Origin of the sequence: Sporosarcina ureae (assembly GCF_002082015.1) — a bacterium.
GTDB classification, from domain to species: Bacteria; Bacillota; Bacilli; order Bacillales_A; family Planococcaceae; genus Sporosarcina; species Sporosarcina ureae_A.
In genome coordinates this window covers 1117800-1137247 of record NZ_CP015109.1, presented here as the reverse complement: position 1 = coordinate 1137247, position 19448 = coordinate 1117800, and the positions used below count along the sequence as shown (strand labels likewise).

Annotated in this window: 23 protein-coding genes; 11 read left to right on the top strand and 12 right to left on the bottom strand. The window is 41.3% G+C overall.

The window, feature by feature from the left end:
- Window positions 1-9: 9 nt before the first annotated feature.
- Together SporoP17a_RS05625 and SporoP17a_RS05620 are read right to left on the bottom strand one after the other, a co-directional pair.
- Window positions 10-522, bottom strand: coding sequence for a hypothetical protein (locus tag SporoP17a_RS05625; RefSeq protein ID WP_083033488.1), 513 nt, complete (start codon window positions 520-522; stop codon window positions 10-12).
- The gene (locus tag SporoP17a_RS05620; RefSeq protein WP_083033486.1) at window positions 519-1226 is read right to left on the bottom strand and encodes a B3/B4 domain-containing protein; all 708 of its coding nucleotides are present in this window, start codon (window positions 1224-1226) and stop codon (window positions 519-521) included. The genes SporoP17a_RS05625 and SporoP17a_RS05620 overlap by 4 nt, the downstream gene beginning before the upstream one ends.
- Window positions 1227-1281: 55 nt before the next feature.
- On the opposite strand from SporoP17a_RS05620, the gene queG reads away from it, so the two are divergent.
- The gene (gene queG / locus SporoP17a_RS05615) at window positions 1282-2418 is read left to right on the top strand and encodes a tRNA epoxyqueuosine(34) reductase QueG (protein WP_083035919.1); all 1137 of its coding nucleotides are present in this window, start codon (window positions 1282-1284) and stop codon (window positions 2416-2418) included.
- A gap of 14 nt (window positions 2419-2432) precedes the next feature.
- On the top strand, window positions 2433-2909 hold the full coding sequence (gene trmL / locus SporoP17a_RS05610) for a tRNA (uridine(34)/cytosine(34)/5-carboxymethylaminomethyluridine(34)-2'-O)-methyltransferase TrmL (protein ID WP_083033484.1): 477 nt from the start codon (window positions 2433-2435) through the stop codon (window positions 2907-2909).
- 253 nt (window positions 2910-3162) lie between these two features.
- On the opposite strand, the gene SporoP17a_RS05605 is transcribed toward trmL, so the two are convergent.
- On the bottom strand, window positions 3163-4461 hold the full coding sequence (locus tag SporoP17a_RS05605) for an NCS2 family permease (protein WP_083033483.1): 1299 nt from the start codon (window positions 4459-4461) through the stop codon (window positions 3163-3165).
- A gap of 155 nt (window positions 4462-4616) precedes the next feature.
- On the opposite strand from SporoP17a_RS05605, the gene SporoP17a_RS05600 reads away from it, so the two are divergent.
- Both SporoP17a_RS05600 and SporoP17a_RS05595 read left to right on the top strand, forming a co-directional pair.
- On the top strand, window positions 4617-5441 hold the full coding sequence (locus SporoP17a_RS05600; protein WP_083033481.1) for an aldo/keto reductase: 825 nt from the start codon (window positions 4617-4619) through the stop codon (window positions 5439-5441).
- 31 nt (window positions 5442-5472) lie between these two features.
- Window positions 5473-6405: a methyl-accepting chemotaxis protein gene (locus SporoP17a_RS05595; RefSeq protein ID WP_083033479.1), complete on the top strand. Its 933-nt coding sequence runs from the start codon at window positions 5473-5475 to the stop codon at window positions 6403-6405.
- A gap of 236 nt (window positions 6406-6641) precedes the next feature.
- Here the strand turns inward: SporoP17a_RS05595 and SporoP17a_RS05590 are convergent, their stop codons facing one another.
- The 6 genes from SporoP17a_RS05590 to SporoP17a_RS05570 form a co-directional block, all read right to left on the bottom strand.
- Window positions 6642-7484 (bottom strand): RluA family pseudouridine synthase, encoded by an 843-nt coding sequence (locus tag SporoP17a_RS05590; RefSeq protein ID WP_083033477.1) that lies wholly within the window; start codon window positions 7482-7484, stop codon window positions 6642-6644.
- Window positions 7485-7497: 13 nt separating this feature from the next.
- Window positions 7498-7971, bottom strand: a complete 474-nt coding sequence (locus SporoP17a_RS05585; RefSeq protein ID WP_083033475.1) for a thioredoxin family protein — start codon at window positions 7969-7971, stop codon at window positions 7498-7500.
- Window positions 7972-7977: 6 nt separating this feature from the next.
- Window positions 7978-8397 carry a disulfide oxidoreductase gene (locus SporoP17a_RS05580; protein ID WP_083033473.1) on the bottom strand — a complete coding sequence of 140 codons (420 nt, stop codon included), beginning with the start codon at window positions 8395-8397 and terminating at the stop codon, window positions 7978-7980.
- Between the two features lie 59 nt (window positions 8398-8456).
- Window positions 8457-9794, bottom strand: a complete 1338-nt coding sequence (locus SporoP17a_RS05575; protein WP_208859814.1) for a hemolysin family protein — start codon at window positions 9792-9794, stop codon at window positions 8457-8459.
- Between the two features lie 322 nt (window positions 9795-10116).
- The gene (locus SporoP17a_RS16720; protein WP_156890527.1) at window positions 10117-10269 is read right to left on the bottom strand and encodes a hypothetical protein; all 153 of its coding nucleotides are present in this window, start codon (window positions 10267-10269) and stop codon (window positions 10117-10119) included.
- A 44-nt stretch (window positions 10270-10313) separates the two neighbouring features.
- A complete protein-coding gene (locus SporoP17a_RS05570; RefSeq protein WP_083033470.1) occupies window positions 10314-10517 on the bottom strand; it encodes a YheE family protein in 204 nt (67 codons plus the stop codon).
- A gap of 84 nt (window positions 10518-10601) precedes the next feature.
- On the opposite strand from SporoP17a_RS05570, the gene SporoP17a_RS05565 reads away from it, so the two are divergent.
- Window positions 10602-10994, top strand: a complete 393-nt coding sequence (locus SporoP17a_RS05565; protein WP_083033468.1) for a ferritin-like domain-containing protein — start codon at window positions 10602-10604, stop codon at window positions 10992-10994.
- A gap of 1 nt (window position 10995) precedes the next feature.
- On the opposite strand, the gene SporoP17a_RS05560 is transcribed toward SporoP17a_RS05565, so the two are convergent.
- Window positions 10996-11775: a helical backbone metal receptor gene (locus SporoP17a_RS05560; protein ID WP_083033467.1), complete on the bottom strand. Its 780-nt coding sequence runs from the start codon at window positions 11773-11775 to the stop codon at window positions 10996-10998.
- A gap of 172 nt (window positions 11776-11947) precedes the next feature.
- On the opposite strand from SporoP17a_RS05560, the gene SporoP17a_RS05555 reads away from it, so the two are divergent.
- The 4 genes from SporoP17a_RS05555 (at window position 11948) to SporoP17a_RS05540 (ending at window position 15937) form a co-directional block, all read left to right on the top strand.
- Window positions 11948-13105 carry a DUF445 domain-containing protein gene (locus SporoP17a_RS05555; RefSeq protein WP_083033465.1) on the top strand — a complete coding sequence of 386 codons (1158 nt, stop codon included), beginning with the start codon at window positions 11948-11950 and terminating at the stop codon, window positions 13103-13105.
- 11 nt (window positions 13106-13116) lie between these two features.
- Window positions 13117-13464, top strand: a complete 348-nt coding sequence (locus tag SporoP17a_RS05550) for a YlbF/YmcA family competence regulator (protein WP_083033462.1) — start codon at window positions 13117-13119, stop codon at window positions 13462-13464.
- A 65-nt stretch (window positions 13465-13529) separates the two neighbouring features.
- The gene (locus tag SporoP17a_RS05545; protein WP_083033460.1) at window positions 13530-15038 is read left to right on the top strand and encodes a coproporphyrinogen III oxidase; all 1509 of its coding nucleotides are present in this window, start codon (window positions 13530-13532) and stop codon (window positions 15036-15038) included.
- Window positions 15039-15151: 113 nt separating this feature from the next.
- Window positions 15152-15937, top strand: coding sequence for an enoyl-CoA hydratase (locus SporoP17a_RS05540; protein WP_083033457.1), 786 nt, complete (start codon window positions 15152-15154; stop codon window positions 15935-15937).
- Window positions 15938-16003: 66 nt separating this feature from the next.
- Here SporoP17a_RS05540 and mgsA read toward each other — a convergent pair whose 3' ends face one another.
- On the bottom strand, window positions 16004-16417 hold the full coding sequence (gene mgsA / locus SporoP17a_RS05535) for a methylglyoxal synthase (protein ID WP_083033455.1): 414 nt from the start codon (window positions 16415-16417) through the stop codon (window positions 16004-16006).
- Between the two features lie 285 nt (window positions 16418-16702).
- The gene (locus SporoP17a_RS05530; protein ID WP_083033453.1) at window positions 16703-16888 is read right to left on the bottom strand and encodes a YhzD family protein; all 186 of its coding nucleotides are present in this window, start codon (window positions 16886-16888) and stop codon (window positions 16703-16705) included.
- Window positions 16889-17076: 188 nt separating this feature from the next.
- Between SporoP17a_RS05530 and SporoP17a_RS05525 the strand changes: the two genes are divergently transcribed.
- Together SporoP17a_RS05525 and SporoP17a_RS05520 are read left to right on the top strand one after the other, a co-directional pair.
- Window positions 17077-17976, top strand: coding sequence for an ABC transporter ATP-binding protein (locus SporoP17a_RS05525; protein ID WP_083033451.1), 900 nt, complete (start codon window positions 17077-17079; stop codon window positions 17974-17976).
- Window positions 17969-19228, top strand: coding sequence for an ABC transporter permease (locus SporoP17a_RS05520; RefSeq protein WP_083033450.1), 1260 nt, complete (start codon window positions 17969-17971; stop codon window positions 19226-19228). Before SporoP17a_RS05525 ends, SporoP17a_RS05520 begins: the two co-directional genes overlap by 8 nt.
- The last annotated feature ends 220 nt before the right edge of the window (window positions 19229-19448 follow it).

Below are 19448 nucleotides of genomic sequence, written 5' to 3'. Positions count from 1 at the left end.
TTTTTGAGGTTAAAAGTAATTAGCGCCATCGAAGTCGAGAACGATTGTATAGTTTTTCATATTAATACGATTCGATAGTTGGTGAGCAGCTTTTTCGGCTTGCTGTGCTTTCAGTCGATACTCTTCTGGATCAAACAAAGCCACTCGATAAATTGTAGTCGATTCGGCAAAACCGTATTGTATTTCTTCTTTACTCGCTAAAGAAAATTGTTTATAGTAAGAAGACTTTGCACGCAATTGGATAGCCAGTTCAATGGCTTCAACTAATGGTAGTTGTTTGCCTTCGAATTCTACCGTATTTGTACTGTTTGCTACGTAGATGAGATAATCTAGTTTGCGTTGGTCTAGTCTCACTTGTTCCATTTCAGCTTCTACATCTTGTAATGTTCGGCTGATGATCGGACGTGGTGCGCCTTTTTCAACCGTTATGAAAGCCACTCGTTGGGCTTCTGTTTCTAGTTCACGTATTTGCTTAGATAGAATGCTTTTTAATTTAATGCCTTCAGCTAATGTAATGTTCATTGTTCCACCTCTTTTGTTAGGATGAAGTTAGGATTCTGTCTATCCAATACAGAGCTTTGATAGTCCCCACCGTTGATGCTTGTGAACATTTTGCCACAAGCATTAGTTAGTTGTAAAGCCTGATCTTGCTCCAATGAAGGGCGAATGAAAAGAAGTTGGATGACGTTTTCTGTTTCCTCTGTTACGGCTGTTCGTATAGAATCAACATATGGACTACCGAATGGACTGTAACCGTCGCTTAGGAGTAAGATGTTTTCCAAGGTATTGAATTGATTATTCAATCCTTCGTAGCCATCCTCAGCGGTGCCGATAGACAACATGATATCTCCTGCTATTTTGTCCGCATCGTAAATAACAGTCGGAATTTCGTATTGCAAGGAAAAGAACGTATTCAGATCTTCTGCACTATGGAAGGATGGAGTATAGTGACGATCTTTGATCTGTTGTAAGAGTAATTGAAGAGCTGGTGGCTTAGTCGACGGGTCTGCACCGAGAGTTGCCCAAATGGATCGCCACTCTGCTAGACCGTTAAAATCCGTGAAATCTTTATCGAGTAGCTCGAAGTATAGTTGTTCTTGGAATAATTGTAGTCGTCCTTTTAGCATCTGAGGTGATGCGGAGACGATTGTTTTGTTATAATAGATTATGCCTAATTTAAAATCAGGAATTTTCGAGAATATAGAAGTATCAATAGTAAGTTGCATCAGTATCACCTGCTTGTAATTTTACTTCATCTTATCATAAGGGAGGCGGGGAATGGTGAATGTCGCTCAGTTACAGCATGAAATACAAACGTTTGCGGCGTCCATTGGAATTGACAAAATTGGTTTTACGACAGCAGCCCCGTTTGTGAAATTGAAAGATCGTTTAAAACAACAGCAACGATTGAACTATCAATCGGGTTTTGAAGAGTCGGATATTGAGAAACGAACGGAGCCTTTATTATTACTAGATCAAGCAGAGAGTATCATTTCTATAGCCGTTGCATACCCCTCGAAAATGTCGAATAGTCCTCGTGGGAAAAAAGGGGAACGTCGCGGTATGTTTTGCAGGGCTTCTTGGGGTGAAGATTATCATACCGTGTTGCGTGACAAACTAGCACAGCTCGAGTTATTTATCCTGACTAAGGTACCAGATGCGCGACTTCGTTCTATGGTGGATACAGGAGAGCTTGTAGATCGTGCTGTAGCAGAACGTGCGGGTATTGGTTGGTCAGCTAAGAATTGTTCAATCATTACACCTGAGTTCGGATCCTACGTTTATCTGGGTGAAATGATTACAAATCTGCCATTTATACCAGATGAGCCGATGGAAGATCAATGTCTAGACTGTAATTTATGTTTGGATGCTTGTCCGACAGGCGCGCTTATACAGCCTGGACAATTGAATGCCCAGCGTTGTATTGCGTTTTTGACACAAACAAAGAAACCTGTACCTGAAGAATTCCGTCACAAGATCGGGAATCGATTGTATGGATGTGATACATGCCAAACCGTTTGCCCAAAAAACAAAGGAATGAATCATGAGCATCAACTTGCATTCACGCCTGAGCCAGAGCTTGTTAAACCCTTGTTACTGTCACTATTGTCATTATCCAATCGTCAATTTAAAGAGCAATATGGTCATATGTCGGGCTCTTGGCGCGGGAAGAATCCGATTCAGCGAAATGCGCTCATTGCATTGGCTCATTTTAAAGATGAATCGGCGATACCGGAACTCACCCGATTGATCAAAGAAGATCCGCGACCAATGATTAGAGGAACAGCGGCCTGGGCACTTGGGGAGATTGGAACGACAGAAGCAGAAGAGGTGCTGAAAGAATGTTTGGTTATGGAAGAAGAGGAGTTTGTCGTGAGTGAAATTACGAAGGCTTTGGAACAGTTGCACATTATTTGAAAGAAGGTAGTAAGATGACGATTCATGTTGCATTATTCGAACCACAAATACCCGCCAATACGGGAAATATTTCACGTACGTGTGCGGGGACTGATACAGCTCTTCATTTAATAAAGCCACTTGGTTTTTCTACTGAAGATAAAATGTTGAAACGTGCCGGACTGGATTACTGGGAACATGTTGATATTACGTATCACGATGGGATCCAAGAGTTTTTAGACGCGTATCCGGAGGGTGAATTTTATTTCATTACCAAATTCGGAGAGACGAGCTATGACACGTTTGATTATTCGGATACCGATCAGGATATTTTCTTTGTGTTTGGCAAAGAGACAACTGGATTGCCGAATGAAATAACAGAGAAGTATAAAGAGAGTTGTTTGCGTATTCCGATGAACGATGAGCATATCCGTTCATTGAACTTGTCGAATACTGCTGCGATTCTAATCTATGAAGCGCTTCGTCAACGGGGATTTGCACATTTAACATAATATAAAAAAAGGATTGGCTCATGGCCAATCCCTTTTTTATTTATTTCATTTGATTCGTTTTTGATTCGCCTGGCTTATTTTCATATCCGCCAGTCAAGATTGCAGATAAGAATGCAAAACAAACGGCCATAATTAGAATGAGTCTCATTGTTTGTACCTCCTATGAAATCGATAGTCCTTCATACAGTATACCGTAAAAATTGTATAAATGAAATATTCTTCGTCATTTTATGTGACAGCTTACTAACAAATCTTAATGAGGCAAGAATAGCAACTGATAGGTGAATAATACTGCAAAGATATACATCAACAAAGGAACGGACTTACCTTGCCCTTTTGTAATCTTCAGTAATGGATATGTGATGAACCCAAGTGCGATACCTGTCGCAATACTTGAAGTCAGTGGCATCGTTAAAATAACTAGAAATGCTGGGAACGATTCGTCGAATGAGTCCCAGTCTATATTTTTCACTGCACCGATCATCAAACTGCCTACAATGATCAAAGCAGGTGCCGTAATGGCTGCGACGCCGGATAAGGCACTGACGATCGGACTGAAAAACGCTGCGGCTATAAATAGCACTGCAACTGTTAATGTAGTCAAGCCTGTACGACCGCCTACAGCTACGCCAGAGGACGACTCGACGTAAGCGGACGTAGGGCTGGTTCCGACCATTGAGCCGACTGTGGCGGCTACAGAGTCGGCTAGAAGCGCATGACGAGCACGAGGTAGCGATTTACCTTTCATGAGTCCAGCTTGCTTGGCTACACCAATCATCGTTCCGGTTGTATCGAATAGAGTAACGAGTAGAAATGATAGGACAACACCATATAAACCATAAGAAATGACATCTCCCATTGCTAGTGCTGGATTCCATACAAGAATACCTTCAGGCAGATGAGGCATTTTCACTACACCATCAAATTGTAGTTGTTTCGTGAAGAAAGCGACGATGCCGGTTGCAATCATACCTATAAAAATAGCACCATAGACATTGCGGTTCATAAGAATAATGGTCACAAGCAGTCCGAACAATGTTAGCAATACAGCAGGTGAGGTAAGTTCACCGAGTTGTACAATGTTGGATTCATGAGGAACTACTAAACCTGATAAACGTAGTCCGATGAATGCGATAAATAAACCGATTCCCGCTGTAATTCCGTGTTTAAGGTTTTCAGGAATTCCTTCTATTAACTTTTCCCGGAAAGAAGTCATTGATAATAATATGAAAATCAGACCCGCTATAAAGACTGCAGAAAACGCCGTCAAGTAATCGAGTTGACCGTTAGAACCAATGACGACAGAAGCGAAATACGCATTCAATCCCATACCAGGTGCAATGGCGATTGGATAATTTGCGAATAAGGCCATCCAAAGAGTCCCGATGACAGTAGCTATTATAGTGGCTAAAAAGACTTGGTCAAATGGAACACCGGCCTCCGATAAAATAATAGGATTGACGATGACGATATAGACCATTGTCAGGAAGGTAGTCATCCCCGCCAGTAGTTCTGTTTTGACAGTCGTTTGATTCTTCTTTAATTGAAACACTGTGTATTCTCTCCTTATATTACGAACATAATAAAGTCCATAGACAATAATATTCGTTATTTAAGAAGAAATCAACCTGTTATATCGAAAAAGGTTTCGTATATTCTATGAAATAATGTACAATTACATTATGAGTGTATAAAGGAGGATTTTTAATGTCAACGATTTTTGATCAGATGGTTATACTGAGCAACGGTGTGCAAATGCCGCAGTTCGGTTTAGGTACATATAAAATGACAGAACCCGAGCGAACTATGCAAGCCATTGAGAAAGCGGTTTCACTAGGCTATCGCGCAATTGATACAGCTTCTATATATAATAATGAACAAGCGGTAGGAGAAGCAATCCGTCACTCCGGTATTGCGCGTGAAGACTTATTTGTGACATCAAAAGTATGGAATGATGAGCAAGGATACGATGAAACACTGCGTGCCTTCGAACGTTCATTAACTAGATTGGACATGAATTACTTAGACTTGTATTTGACGCATTGGCCTGTTACTGGAAGTTATGTGGATACATATCGCGCAATTGAAAGACTTTACGATGAAAAGTTGATTCGGGCTACTGGTGTCTCGAATCATCATGAAGCTCATTTACAAGAGATATTTACGATTGCCAATATCCGTCCTATGGTAAATCAAATAGAACTTCATCCCCGTTTAACTCAAGAGCCATTGCGACATTTTTGCAGTGACCATCAAATTGCGGTAACTTCTTGGAGTCCACTAGCCAGAGGGCAAATTCTTGAAGATGCAACACTCACAGCAATCGCTGCGCAGTACGGAAAGACTGTGGCACAGGTTATTATCAGATGGCATATCCAAAAAGGATTGATCGTTATTCCGAAGTCTGTATCATTTGACCGTATTACCGAAAATAGTGAAGTGGCAGATTTTGAATTAACACTTTCGGATATGTCGATGATCGACGCATTAAACCGTAATGAACGGACAGGTACGGATCCAGACACGTATTAAATGGGTCTAATGAGTAAAAGGGAGGAAGAACATGGGGATATTTAGAAGGCAACCGGATAGGCGCCTAATGGAAGACGAAACGATCATACAAACGACACCTCTACAAGTAGAGCAAACAGATAACCGCCGTTACGAAAAAGTAGAGACAGAATTGACTGCCGCAGTTGCACAACACGAAAAAGTGAATGCTCAACACCATGTCTTAGGTGATGCAGTATCTGACATCGAATCAAGCTTTCATGTAATACAGAAATTAAGTGAAAAAACGATTGAATCCTCTTCACAGTTGCAAGAAAATGGTCATTCATTGGAAGAAAAATCATTATATATGGTAAAAGAAGCGGAAACTGGTGCGGATGATGTGAGGTTAACCGCTCAAGTCATGAATGATCTAGGTATGCATATGAAAGAGTCGGAAGATAGTATGTCGCAATTGAGTGAGCGGTCTGTAGAAATTCAGTCGATTGTCGGTGTCATCGAAAACATCGCTGCGCAAACTAATCTATTAGCATTGAATGCATCAATTGAGGCGGCAAGAGCAGGAGAGTACGGCAAAGGGTTTTCTGTCGTCGCACAAGAAGTACGAAAACTGGCGGAAAGCACGTCGACCAGTACAAAAGATATCCAGCAATTAACGAATTCTCTTAAAGAGGAAATTATGGAAGCGTTGGAAGCTACAAAGAAGAGTTCAAAGTTGATTGAACAAGGAATAGCGGTTAGTTTACAGACTGCATCTAAAATTGATCATATTTTGGAGACGGTTAAAGGGAGTCAGGTTGATATTTCTTCAATTGAAAAGATGATTGTAGAGCAGAATGAATTATCCACGCTTATGCAAAGAGAGTTACAAAAGGCAAATTCATTATTCTCTTCTGCACATGAACTTATTGTAGAGCATATCGAGGATGCTAAGGAAGTAGATAAGCGTCTGGAAAGCGGAATTCAGCAGTTGTTGGTGGAATAATACTATACAGATGTCCTGGAAGTAATCATACTCCAGGGCGTTTTTTCACATTTTTCTAAATCCAGGAATTACATACTATGGCGATAGAGAAGACCTCGAAAATAACATGTGTATTGAAGCTTCAACTGGCGGACGCTTATTCCTATTCCGACACAATGCCATTTGGTTAACAAGAGTAGAAAAGAGCTGTCCAGGAAGTCGTAGCCAAACGACCTCCTGGACAGCTCTGTTTCGTCTTATTCAGTTTCCACTACGATCAACTCTGAAGTAATGGGATGTGTAAAAGCGACTTTTGTAGCGACTAGCTTATATGGTCCTCTTGATATCGTTTCGCTGCCATATAGCTGATCTCCAACTACGGGGTGACCCATATGAGAGAAGTGGACACGAATTTGGTGTGTTCGGCCTGTTTCCAACTGAGCTTCAACCAGTGTCGTATCCGTTTTACGTTCAATCACTTTAAAATGCGTGACCGCCGATTGGCCGGAAGGTGATACTCTTCGCTTTGTGGCATGATAACGATCCTTACCAATTGGCATATTAATTGTGCCACGCGGTTTTCTTAGCTGGCCTTCAAGTTCAGCCGTATAATATCGTTCGATTTGATTTTGTTCCAACATACGATCGAACATCGTTTTTGCTAGTGGATGTTTTGCGATAAGCAAAACTCCAGCCGTGTGCTGATCTAGGCGATGGATATGCTCTGCATAGCTACCACCTTTTGCGTCGATATATCCCATGACTTCGTTCATCAATGTGCCGGTACCAGGTACGTGTTCTGGGTGTACGGACACGCCGGCGGGTTTGTGTACCGCAAGTATATGCTCGTCTTCCCATAGCACACGTAAGGAGTCGGAAGGTTCTGGTTTGTAGTCGGACTGTGCTTCTGAGAAACCAAAGATCAGTTCCGTGCCCTCGGGGAGAGGTTCTTTCCATTCCACTGGTTGGCCTTCTGTATCCGTTACGCTCTTATCCATGCGCATTTGGTGAACTGATTTCTTACCACCTTGCCATTGTTCTCTCAGTAATTTTTCGATCGTCTCACCGGGTTGTTCAGTTGTATAATGAAAACTTGTCATCTACGTAGTCTCCTTAGTTGCTCTCGAATTCATCAAAGAATGCTCTAATTTGATCGTCAGGCTGTGAGCCGACTGTTCTGCCTTGTTCTTTTCCATCTTTATAGTGGACGAGTGCAGGCCATGCTGTTATATCATATTCCTGCTTCATCTGATCCCCGAACTCGATTAGGTTATATTGATAGACATGTGCATCATATTCGTCTGCAATCGGCATCAACCGCGGAGTCATGTCCATACAGTGCGGGCATTCAGGACTGAAGTAATAAACGGTTGTTGGCTCGCCGCTTTCAATCTTTTCGAATATTTCTTCAGGAAGTGCGACGTTCTGGTAACTTTCGTTGTCCAATAAATCAATAGTGGATTGCTGTAGATTATTTGTACCATATGGGTTGTCAGCCAATTTGGTTTCGTTGGATTTATTATTGAGGACGATGATCAAAATGAAGATCACGACAATAATTCCACCAATCATTAATAATTTTTTCAATGTGGTTCACTCCTTTGTCTGTTTCAAGATTACAAGACTTGCGATAAAAATAAAAGCGAATGCTATCAATGCAAGAAAAGGAATCGTAATAAAGCCGAAATAATTGATGTAGGCACCTGTACAAGAAGCCCCACCACATTCAGGTGCGCTGTCTTGTAAGAAAGCCAGCTTCTGAATGCCGTAGTGATAGAGAGAGATACAGCCTCCGATAAAAGCGAACGAAGCTGTAGTCCAAGCAATCGAAATGTTTTTCTGAATGAGTGCGATCAAACCGATTAAGACAATAGGATACATGAAAATCCGTTGATACCAGCACATCGTACAAGGGGTATAGCCTTTGATTTCAGAGAAATACAATGAACCAAGTGTAGCGATGAGTGCGACGGCCCACATGGAGAGGAGCCAGTTTTCTTGTTTTTTATTCATGGAGAATCTCCTTACGATTAGATAATTGACAAAAGCTTTCCCGTTTAAGCGGGAAAGCTTTATTTGGAAGAATCGGTAGTTTCATTGGTTGCTATATCGGGAGGTTGTTTTTTGGCTTCTAGATACAGAATGTGATTACCGTCTACTTCTTTAACAGTAAACTCATATCCTTGTTCAATAATCTTTTCGCCTTGTATAGCTTCAAAGCGTTGATCCATGAACCAACCGCCGATCGTATCAATATCTTCTTCAAGAATTTCGATATTCAATGCGTGATTGACGTTTTCAATCAGCATTTTAGCATCTAAAATATAGTGATCTGTACCGACAACTTGAAGTTCAGGTAGTTCATCCATGTCGAATTCATCGCGGATTTCACCAACAATTTCTTCTAGTATGTCTTCAATGGTGACGAGACCGGAAGTCCCTCCATATTCATCCAATAGAACAGCCATATGAATACGTTCGCGCTGGATCTTTAAGAGCAAATCTCCGATCGGAATTGTTTCGATCACTCGGATAATCGGCTGCATATAATTGACGACCGATTTACTGCCATTTGACGGATCTTTAATATAGGCTGTTAGCAAATGTTTCATATTGATGAGTCCGATGACATGATCTTTGTCTCCATCGATAATTGGATAACGAGTAAACTGTTCTACACCGAGCAATTCAAACACTTCAGATAATGTCATATCCTTCTCGACTGTCATCATTTCTGTTCGTGGCAGCATAATTTCTTTTGCGACTCGATCATCAAACTCGAAAATACGATTGACGTATTTGTACTCTGCTTGATTGATTTCCCCGCTACGCAAACTATCGGATAAGATAATGCGCAATTCTTCTTCTGTATGACCTACTTCTAGTTCGGAAATGGATTTGAAGCCTAGCAATCGTGTAACAAGACGTGCCGATCCGTTCATTCCTTTAATGACCGGGTACATAAGACGGTAAAATAGATTTAATGGGACGGCAAGGGATAGGGATAATTCTTCCGCCTTGTGCAATGCGATGGTCTTTGGAGCGAGTTCTCCGACCACGACATGCAAATAGGTGACAATCGCTAAAGCGATAGTGAATGAAAGAATGGTTTCGACATTGGCATCGAGCATAAACATGTCGAAAATGGGAGCTAGCATCATGCGAACTGTTGGTTCCCCGAGCATACCTAAGCCAAGAGCCGAAATCGTAATTCCGAGCTGACAAGCGGATAAATATTCATCTAAGTTATCGGCAATTTTTTTTGAAAGAACCGCGCGTTGATTACCTTCATCGATTAATTGGTCGAGACGTGATGAGCGGACTTTCACGATTGCGAATTCACACGCAACAAAGAAAGCGGTGATTGCGATCAAGGCAGCAAATGCTGCCAATCGTATGGCAATATCCAAATAATAGCTTCGCGCTTAACCCAAATGAGGGAAAAGAACAAAGCGTACACCTCCTGTAAAGTAAAGTTAGTTATCTTTTATAATAATTTATTTATAGAGAAATTACAATTCGATTTGCTTACAGAATGGAATAAATCATTTTAGGGATACATAATGTGTCGATATATCGAGTGAAGGAGGGCGTGACAACACCGCTATACGAAGAAATTATCTTCTAGTTACCATCAATTTTGTCATTTACTCAAGTAGTAAAACTTTGTAAAAAAGACTGAAGACCAAGTCCTTTACACAAGGAAAATGTCTTCAGTCTTAGATCGAACTGTTACTCGCCATATCGTGGTTGAGTTTCTTTAAAAGCATTTTGTTCGTCAGGGATGCGGCTTTTGTCTTCAAAGACGTTTTCAGTTTTTTGGTTTTGTATCTTCAAACGCTCTTTTTCTAACTGTTGTTTACCTTTTGATTGTTCTTTGCCCATAAAAGCACCTCCTCTAGTTAGAGGATGGTCGGTTTAAGTGGATCTCATTCATAGACGTGGTAAGTCATCAGGTCATGAACCATCCGCAAGACGTTTTCTTCATCTGGCGGTGTGCCGTTAGTCCAGTTAACCGTGCCGTCTTTATGATAGTCGCCTTTGTATTGTTTGTTTTGGTAATAGAATGAAATGGTCCAGCCTGGTAGATCAGTGTCTTCAAACATTTTTTTGTAACTGAAGTGTTGTAGCATATTGTTTTCTCCTTTACCGTTCCATTAGTGATATCCCGTTCGTTCGTTTCATAAACTGACCAAAAGGAACGAAAGGATGAGTGTGTGTTTGTTACTCAACTACGTAATGCAGTCGAGGAAAAGTATAAGTCGTATTTTTATTATAAGTCCATGTACCAACTAACGAATGATTTGCTGTGGCAGGAATTCATTCGCCATGCATATGAGGATGAAAAAAGTCATTACGAGATGTTCCAGCAGTTGTATTATCTACTAACGAACGAGTTTGTACCGAATCCGAAAAAACCAGCGCCTTGTACGAATTTAAAAGAATCAGCCAAAAATGCGTTAGTTTTTGAACTAGAATCAGTAGAACAATGTAAGGAAATGTTTCTAACGATTCCGTTTGAAGAAGCATATGATCCAATTTTTATCGCTTTACATGATGATATGGAGCATGCGATTCGAATGTCTACCATATTCAATGGAGCAAATTAAATCAAACGTCGAATGAAAAGTTTTTGAAATACTTGGCACCTTCAAGCATCCGAACCCCATACCAGAACATTTCGCCATCAATTAGCTGAATAGCTGAATCGGGTAGCATTTCTTGGAATTGAACTTGCTGTTTTTCTTTAAAGGGATATGGTTCGGATGACAGCAATACTAAGTCGAGATTAGCTTCCTTGAATTGCTCTTTCGTTACCGCTGGATAGCGATCAGGCGATTCGACAAAAGGTGTGATAAAACCGAGCTTTTGCAACAATGAGTTGATATAGGTGTCTTTGCCTACAACCATATACGGTTTTTGCCAAATGACATAGGCGACTCGTGCAGCAGGAAGAGTAGGGAGTTCCGCGAATGCTTGCTTAATTTCTGTAACAAGCGATTCGGACTGTTGCTCTCGATCAGTCAATGATCCCATATCTGTAATCATTCTATAGGCTTCTTCGATCGTCTGTACTTCTGCTACATATACTGGATAGAACTCGGAAAGAATTTCAACCATCTCTTTTGTGTTTTCTTCTTTTTCCATAATAATTAAATCGGGTTGTACTTCATGTATCTTTTCCAATTTCAGATCTTTTGTTCCTGCAACTGCGGGAACGTTCTTAGCTTGTTCGGGATAAATACAGTAACGTGTGCGTCCGACGATTTCATTCTCCAGTCCAATTCCGAATAAAGTTTCCGTAATACCAGGACATAACGTAACGATTCGTTTAGGTGGGAAGTTATACACAACCGTTCTTCCCAAATGATCAATAATTTCTTTCTTCAATGAAATGAAAACCTCCTTTGTTGGTATGTAAAACATAGGTTCATGGTAAGTAATACTCTACTTGCAACGTACCTGAACGGCTATCAAATGTAAAGTCAGAAATCTCCGCCTCTAATTGCTTTTCATTCAGCTGGTTTTTGTTATAATTGGAACGAAGACCAAGTGGAATAAGGTGAAGCGATTGAAAATAGTGCTAACTATTTTGTTCATGGCGTTTATTGGCGCACTAATAGGTGGGGTAACGAATCATCTGGCGATTAAGATGTTGTTCAGACCGCATGAGGCAAAATACATTGGAAAAACCCGTTTGCCATTTACACCCGGCTTGATCCCGAAACGCCGAAATGAATTGGCGACTCAGCTTGGTAAAACGGTAACAAATTATTTGCTGACACCTGATCTGTTCAGGAAAAAGTTGTTGACGCCTGAAATGGAAAAACGTGTAGAGGTATTTGTCCAAGATAAAATGGATCAATACATTCTGCAATCAGATAAGACATTGACCGACTGGCTTCAGCTTGCGGGTGCCGACAAACTTCCTGACCAAGTGGAAGAAAAGTTGGTTACATTGATTGATCAGCAACTTTACGAGATGAAAGAAAAAGTGACAACAGGTACAGTGGAAGAAGTCATGCCACTTCGTTGGCAACAACAAATCGAAGAAAGAATTCCTTTAGCCTCTGACTTTATATTACTACGCGCAAGTCAGTTTGTTGATTCGGCAGAAGGAAGACAGACATTCCAAAAGTTAATCGATGATTTCTTGGCTTCCAAAGGAACATTCGGTGGCATGCTCAATATGTTTTTTGGAGAATCGGAGTCGCTGGTCGGCAAGGTTCAACGGGAAGCATTGCGATTTATAGAAGCACCTGGAACAAGAGATTTAATAGATCAACTGATTCGGAAAGAGTGGCATAATGTTCAACAACAACCGATGGAACAGTTGACGTCTGGATTCGATTTTGATAGTGTGTTTGCTTCAGTGAGAAAATATGCACTCGATCAATTGGCAGTACATGAAAGACTTGATCATAGCTTGTCATACTATTGGCCACAAGGTTCTACGTGGACAGCTAATCAAGTAACACCAAAGCTTGTGAGCTTTTTATTCTCTCAGGCGGAAGCGCAGCTTGAACAATCATTGAAGAAACTTAAGCTTGATGAAATGGTGAAAGAGCAGGTAGACACGTTCCCTGTGGCGGTTCTAGAAGATTTAGTTCTCGGCATTTCACGTAGAGAGTTTAAGATGATTACGGTTCTCGGTGCATTTCTGGGTGGGATCATTGGAATTGTGCAAGGAATTATTGCGCTTACACTAAATGGATTGTAGGAGGAGATAGTATGTCAGTAAACATTTATGATGATATGAACAAATTAGAATCTACTTTACGCAAGACGGATGAGTATGTAGCGGTGAAAACAGCAATGGCCGATGTGAAAAGTGACGAGCAAGCCCTTGCACTGTTCGAAAGCTTCCGCGAAATCCAAATGAATTTGCAACAGAAACAAATGGCAGGCGAAGAGATTGAAGGAGATGAGCTTGAACACGCACAGAAAACAGCTCAATTGGCTCAAGAAGATCCGAAAATCCTAGCTATGCTAACAGCAGAAATGAAACTTAGCGAGTTAATTGAAGAAGTAAACCGTGTAGTATTGAAACCTGTCCAAGACTTATATGAAGGATTTTAATGAATAGACACATCGAAACCGGCCTTGGCCGGTTTTTTTAAACGGATGGAGAGTAGGAGAAAACAATGCAGCAATTATATGTAAATCAACAGTTCCCACAAGACTGGATTCGAATGTTCACGCATTTAGCCAATTTATTTTTCGAACAGTCTAAAATAGTTACTGACCATGCAGAAGATACAGCGATTGATCTACGGTTTATCGAAGCTTACGAAGGTGCGCCAAGTGTAACGGCGGATATTCATTGGCAAGGTAAACACTATACGTCCCGTTTTGCCGAAGATGTAAAAGAAACAGCAGAACGCCAGCAGCTACGTCAGCGTAAAAGAATGTATTCCCATGTATTGCTAGATGTGCTGGAACAAGCAACAGGAATGAATCAAGAGTGGGGGATTTTAACGGGAATCCGACCTACAAAGTTGTATCATATGTATCTTCAAGAAGGCCATACGGTTCATGAGGCGAAGCAACTGCTTCAGCAACGTCATCGCGTATCGGTACGGAAAAGTGAACTGATAGCAGAAATTGCGGACGTTCAACTGAATGCATTGCCAGATTTGTATTCATTAAAAGAAGAGGTAAGTATCTATATTGGTATTCCGTTTTGCCCAACAAAATGTGCGTATTGCACGTTCCCTGCCTATGCCATTCATCGTAAAAGTGGACGGGTGGAAACATTCCTCGATGGCTTGCATGAAGAAATGCGTGCGATAGGAAAATGGTTAAAAGAGCATGATATTCGCATCACGACTATTTATTTCGGTGGCGGAACCCCAACGTCTATTGAGGCAGATGAAATGGATGCCCTGTATAAAACGATGATGGAGTCATTCCCTCATATGGAACATGTTCGTGAAGTGACAGTGGAAGCCGGCCGTCCCGATACGATTACCATACCGAAACTTGAAGTATTAAAGAAGTGGGGAATCGATCGAATCAGTGTCAATCCTCAATCTTATACAGACGAAACGTTGAAAGCGATTGGCCGTCACCACACTGTACAAGAAACGATCGATAAATATTGGTTGTCCCGAGAACAAGGAATGCGCAATATTAATATGGACTTAATCATCGGTTTGCCGAATGAAGGTCTTGAAGAATTTGAACATTCCTTAGCGGAAACAGAAAAGATGCAGCCGGAATCTTTGACGATTCACACTTTGTCATTCAAGCGGGCATCTGAAATGACACGTAACAAAGACAAATATCAAGTAGCGGACCGTGAAACTGTAGGGAAAATGATGACCCGCGGAGAAGAATGGTCACGCGAAAATGGCTATATTCCGTATTATTTGTACCGCCAGAAAAATATCTTAGGGAATCTTGAAAATGTTGGGTATTCAAAGCCCGGCGAAGAAAGTCTGTATAATATATTGATCATGGAAGAAGCGCAGACTATTATCGGTTTAGGTTGCGGGGCTTCAAGTAAGTTCATGGAACCAGCAACTGGCAAGCTGACGCAATTCCATAATCCGAAAGAACCTGGCGCTTATATAATAGGATTTGAAGAAGCCATTGATAAGAAAATAGCGTATTTGGAAGAGTTATTTTCGTCCTCAGAAACTATAAAGTAATATGAATTTCCCCGTCGAAAAGTGTCGGGGGAATCTTTTTATTAAAGTTATGCAAATGCTCAGGTAATTGTGTATAATGTAATGAATGAACAACCATTCACGTAAAGGGGGAATTGATTTTGACAAAACAGATCGAAGTGGAAATTGAAGGACGATTAGCTACAGTAACGTTTAACCAACCGGAAGTAATGAACGCGATGGACGGAGTTATGATGAAAGAATTGGCAGATATCGTAGATCAACTAAAGGATAATTCATCCGTACATGTCGTACTGTTCAAAGGAGCGGGTCGAGCATTTTCTGCAGGCGGAAACGTGAAGGCGATGTTAAACCCGAATGGTCCGATGAAAATGGAAGATATCATGGTCGACTTGTCGAGATTGGCTCTATCCATGTATAGCATGCCACAAGTCACGATTGCATCCGTACATGGTGCAGCAGCAGGACTTGGCTGCAGCATCGCCATTGCATGCGACATTGTCATCGCGGAAGAATCAAGTAAAATCGCTATGAACTTCATTGGCATCGGACTCGTTCCAGACGGTGGCGGTCACTTCTTCTTAAAAGAACGCGTCGGTACAGCTAGAGCGAAACAACTCATTTGGTCGGGGAAAGTACTCGATGGAAAAAGTGCCATGCAGATCGGACTCGTAGATGAAGCGGTAGCAGACGGAGAAGCTTGGAACACGGCACAACAACGTGCTCAAGTGATCTTGAACTCTCCAACAGCCTCCATGGCAGCAACAAAGAAAATTCTTCATGCAGCGGGCATCGCAGAACTCGAGCAAGTAGTGAAACTGGAAAGCGAAGCACAAGCAGCCATGCGCGCAACAACTGATCATCGCGAAGGCGTACAGGCATTTGTCGAGAAAAGAAAACCGAGTTTCTCAGGTCAATAAGGCGCACAAAAAGACGCGCTATGTACACTGCGCGTCTCGTTTATATCTATGGAAATAGTTAAAGAATTATTGATACTTAGCGGCTGTTTCTCTCCATGAGAAATAGCCTTTTTCTATAGCGCGTAATAGTAACTCCGCTGAAGCTAAATTCGTAGCGAGTGGAATACCATACACGTCACATAATCGAAGTAAGGCGCTCACATCGGGTTCATGTGGTTGAGCAGTCAAAGGATCTCGGAAAAATAAAATTAAATCAAGTTCACCCGTTGCGATCATGGCACCCATCTGTTGGTCGCCACCAAGCGGACCCGACATAAGCCGTGTGACGGATAGATCCGTTTCTTCCATGATGCGTAATCCTGTTGTGCCCGTTGCAAAAAGAGTATGTTTAGCAAAAATTTGCTCGTAAGCAATGGTGAAATTGACCAATTCGGCCTTTTTTTCATCATGCGCAATCAAAGCAATGTTCAAACGAGTCACTTCCTTCTACGATTTCTCATCGACCATAGCGTATCACAAAATCCTCGAAAAATCTTGTGCTATTTTTATAAAAATTTGTAATACTATGTTAAATGCTGTATTCCCAGATGATTCATAAACGCATCGTAAGGGGATAATTGATAGTCTTTATTTTGTTTTCAATGTATCTAGTAAATCGATAACTTTCTTTTGGGCATATGGTTTAGCCGTTGGGATGATCATGTTCTACCATTCATGAGATCATATAAAAAACAAAACCCCCTAAATGGAGATTTTGTCATGTGTTCAAGTATGGAATAATAATAGTTTACCAAGAGGAGAAGCTAGGCGGTGTGTTCGCTCGAGTAGATCTTTTTCCGTCAGCAACTGACGACCTTGTTCTTTCGCTACATCATCAGATTCAGCAGTAAAAGTCTCCTCTGTAATCAATGAACCATCTTTTTCATAAGCTGTAAGTTTGTATGTCTTCATTGTATCGCCTCCATCATGTTTTATTTAGTATACTATGAAATGAATGAAATGAATAATGATTCAGTGAATTAAAATGCAAAAAGATATGTAATGTTTAGAATATAGTAAAAGAATATTTATAAATGTGAAACATATTGTCAGTTAAAACGTAGAACGTGATAGAGAGATTAGTAAAGGAGATGATGTGCATGGCCTTAGAATTGGAACGAGTAACTAAACGGTTTGGCGATTTTACAGCAGTAGATCAGCTGTCATTGATGGTGGAAGAAGGAACGATGTACGGGTTCCTTGGAGCGAACGGTGCTGGGAAAACAACTACGTTTCGAATGATATTGGGGTTATTAACTCCGACAGAAGGAAATATATCATGGAATGGACGCACCATATCGTATGAGACGAGTCCGCTCATTGGCTATTTACCTGAAGAGCGAGGTCTTTATCCAAAAATGAAAGTGCTAGATCAGTTAATTTTTCTAGGACAGCTGCGTGGAATGAAAAAGTCAGCAGCGAAAAGTGCTGCACTTCATTGGTTGGATCGTTTTGAAGTCCCGCAAAATACGAATAAAAAGGTAGAAGAGTTATCCAAAGGGAATCAGCAAAAAATACAAGTCATTGCTGCATTATTGCATGATCCGCAATTACTAATCTTGGATGAGCCGTTCTCGGGACTTGATCCAGTTAATGTGGAGATGTTGAAGAAAGCGATTGTGGACTTCCGTAATAGTGGGGCGACGATCCTATTCTCAAGTCACCGCATGGATCATGTAGAAGAGTTATGTGAACAGCTGAGTATTATTCATCATGGTAAACAATTGGTCAGTGGCAAGTTGCGTGACGTCAAACGTTCATTCGGCAAACAGAATGTTCGAATCCGTGCGGACTTCCCTTTAGTAGAGTTAGAAGGCATCGAAGGGGTCACCACTGCTCATCATTCATTGGAAGGGGCAGTCTTTCAAGTAGAGGATGAACAAGCGGCCCATACGTTGTTGCAGACGGCATTACTAAAAGGACCAATTCGTCATTTTGAAATAGAAGAACCATCTTTGCAAGACATATTCATTGCGAAAGTGGGGGAAGAGCATGCGTGAGTTTTGGATTATTTTCAAACAAAGTTTCTTAACCAAAGCTAAAACGAAATCATTCTTCATTACGACGCTTATTATGATAGCGGGGATTTTCCTATTTGCGAATTTACCGAGCATTATTGACAAGGTCGGTAAGATAATGGGCAGTGAGGAAGATGAACGTGTAGTAGTCGTGGATCAGAGTGGAGTATTGTTTGACCGATTGCATGAACAACTTCAGCGCAATGAACAAGGAATTTTATTGGAACAGGCGGAAGACTCGCAAGATCAGCTATTAGAGAAAGTAAAGTCAGAAGAAATTGAAGCGTTTGTGGAATTGAGTTTTGATACTGAACAAACGATCCAAGCGTCTTATACAACGGGTAGTTTGGTAGATCAGTTTTTGCCTTCTGCTTTACAAGAAGCATTGCAGAATATCCAAACTGAAGTGAAAGCTGAACAGCTCTCCTTATCCGGTGAACAAGTTGCCGAGTTGTTTGCACCTATTCAGTTTGAGAAACATAATATTTCAGAATCAGCAAAGTCAGAAGAGGAACTAAACCAGGCGCGTATCTTGGTGTATGTGTTGATGTTCGTTATTTACTTTGCCGTGATCATTTACTCATCGATGATTGCGACGGAAGTAGCGACAGAAAAGTCATCACGCGTGATGGAAATACTCATCTCGAGCGTCTCACCGGTTAAGCATATGTTTGCGAAAGTACTTGGAATTGGATCACTTGGGATTGTGCAAATACTAGTCTATGCAGTGTCAGGATTTTTAGCCTATACACTTTCTTCTACTGGAGAGGAAAACGAGTTATCCGCGTTTTTTAGTCTAGAAAACTTAGAAGTAAGTACGCTTGTTTACGCTGTGATCTTCTTCTTACTCGGCTATTTCTTATATGCCACACTTGCAGCTTTGCTTGGATCGCTAGTGAGCCGTACAGAAGACGTACAGCAAATGATTATGCCGATGTCGTTACTGATCGTTGCAGCTTTCATAATCGCAGCAACTGGGCTTGGGAATCCCGAGTTGGGCTACTTGAAGATTGCGTCATTCATCCCATTCTTCGCCCCGCTTGTCATGTTCTTGCGGGTTGGTATGCTCGATTTGCCTTTGTGGGAACCATTGCTTTCCATAGGGATCATGGTGGTGACCATCTTCATCCTTGGTTGGTTCGGTGCCAAAGTGTATCGTGGCGGGGTATTGATGTATGGACCATCACGTTCACTGAAGGATTTGAAGAAGGCTATACAGCTTGGAAAAGAATAGGTTTATGTGGAGGGTGTCCCGAGAAGTCGCAGTGCTTCTTGGGATACTCTTTTTTGCGTGGATTTAAGTTCAAGTATAAGTAGCAGGTGTAAGTGGGAAGGGATGGAAGCTCCAGTTGGGGGACGCTTTCCCATGGGCTCGCGGTGAGCCATCGGGAGTCGCCCCCAACTTCCGCTTCCATCTTACTAGTTCGAGTGCTTGGATCACTCAATGTAGGTAG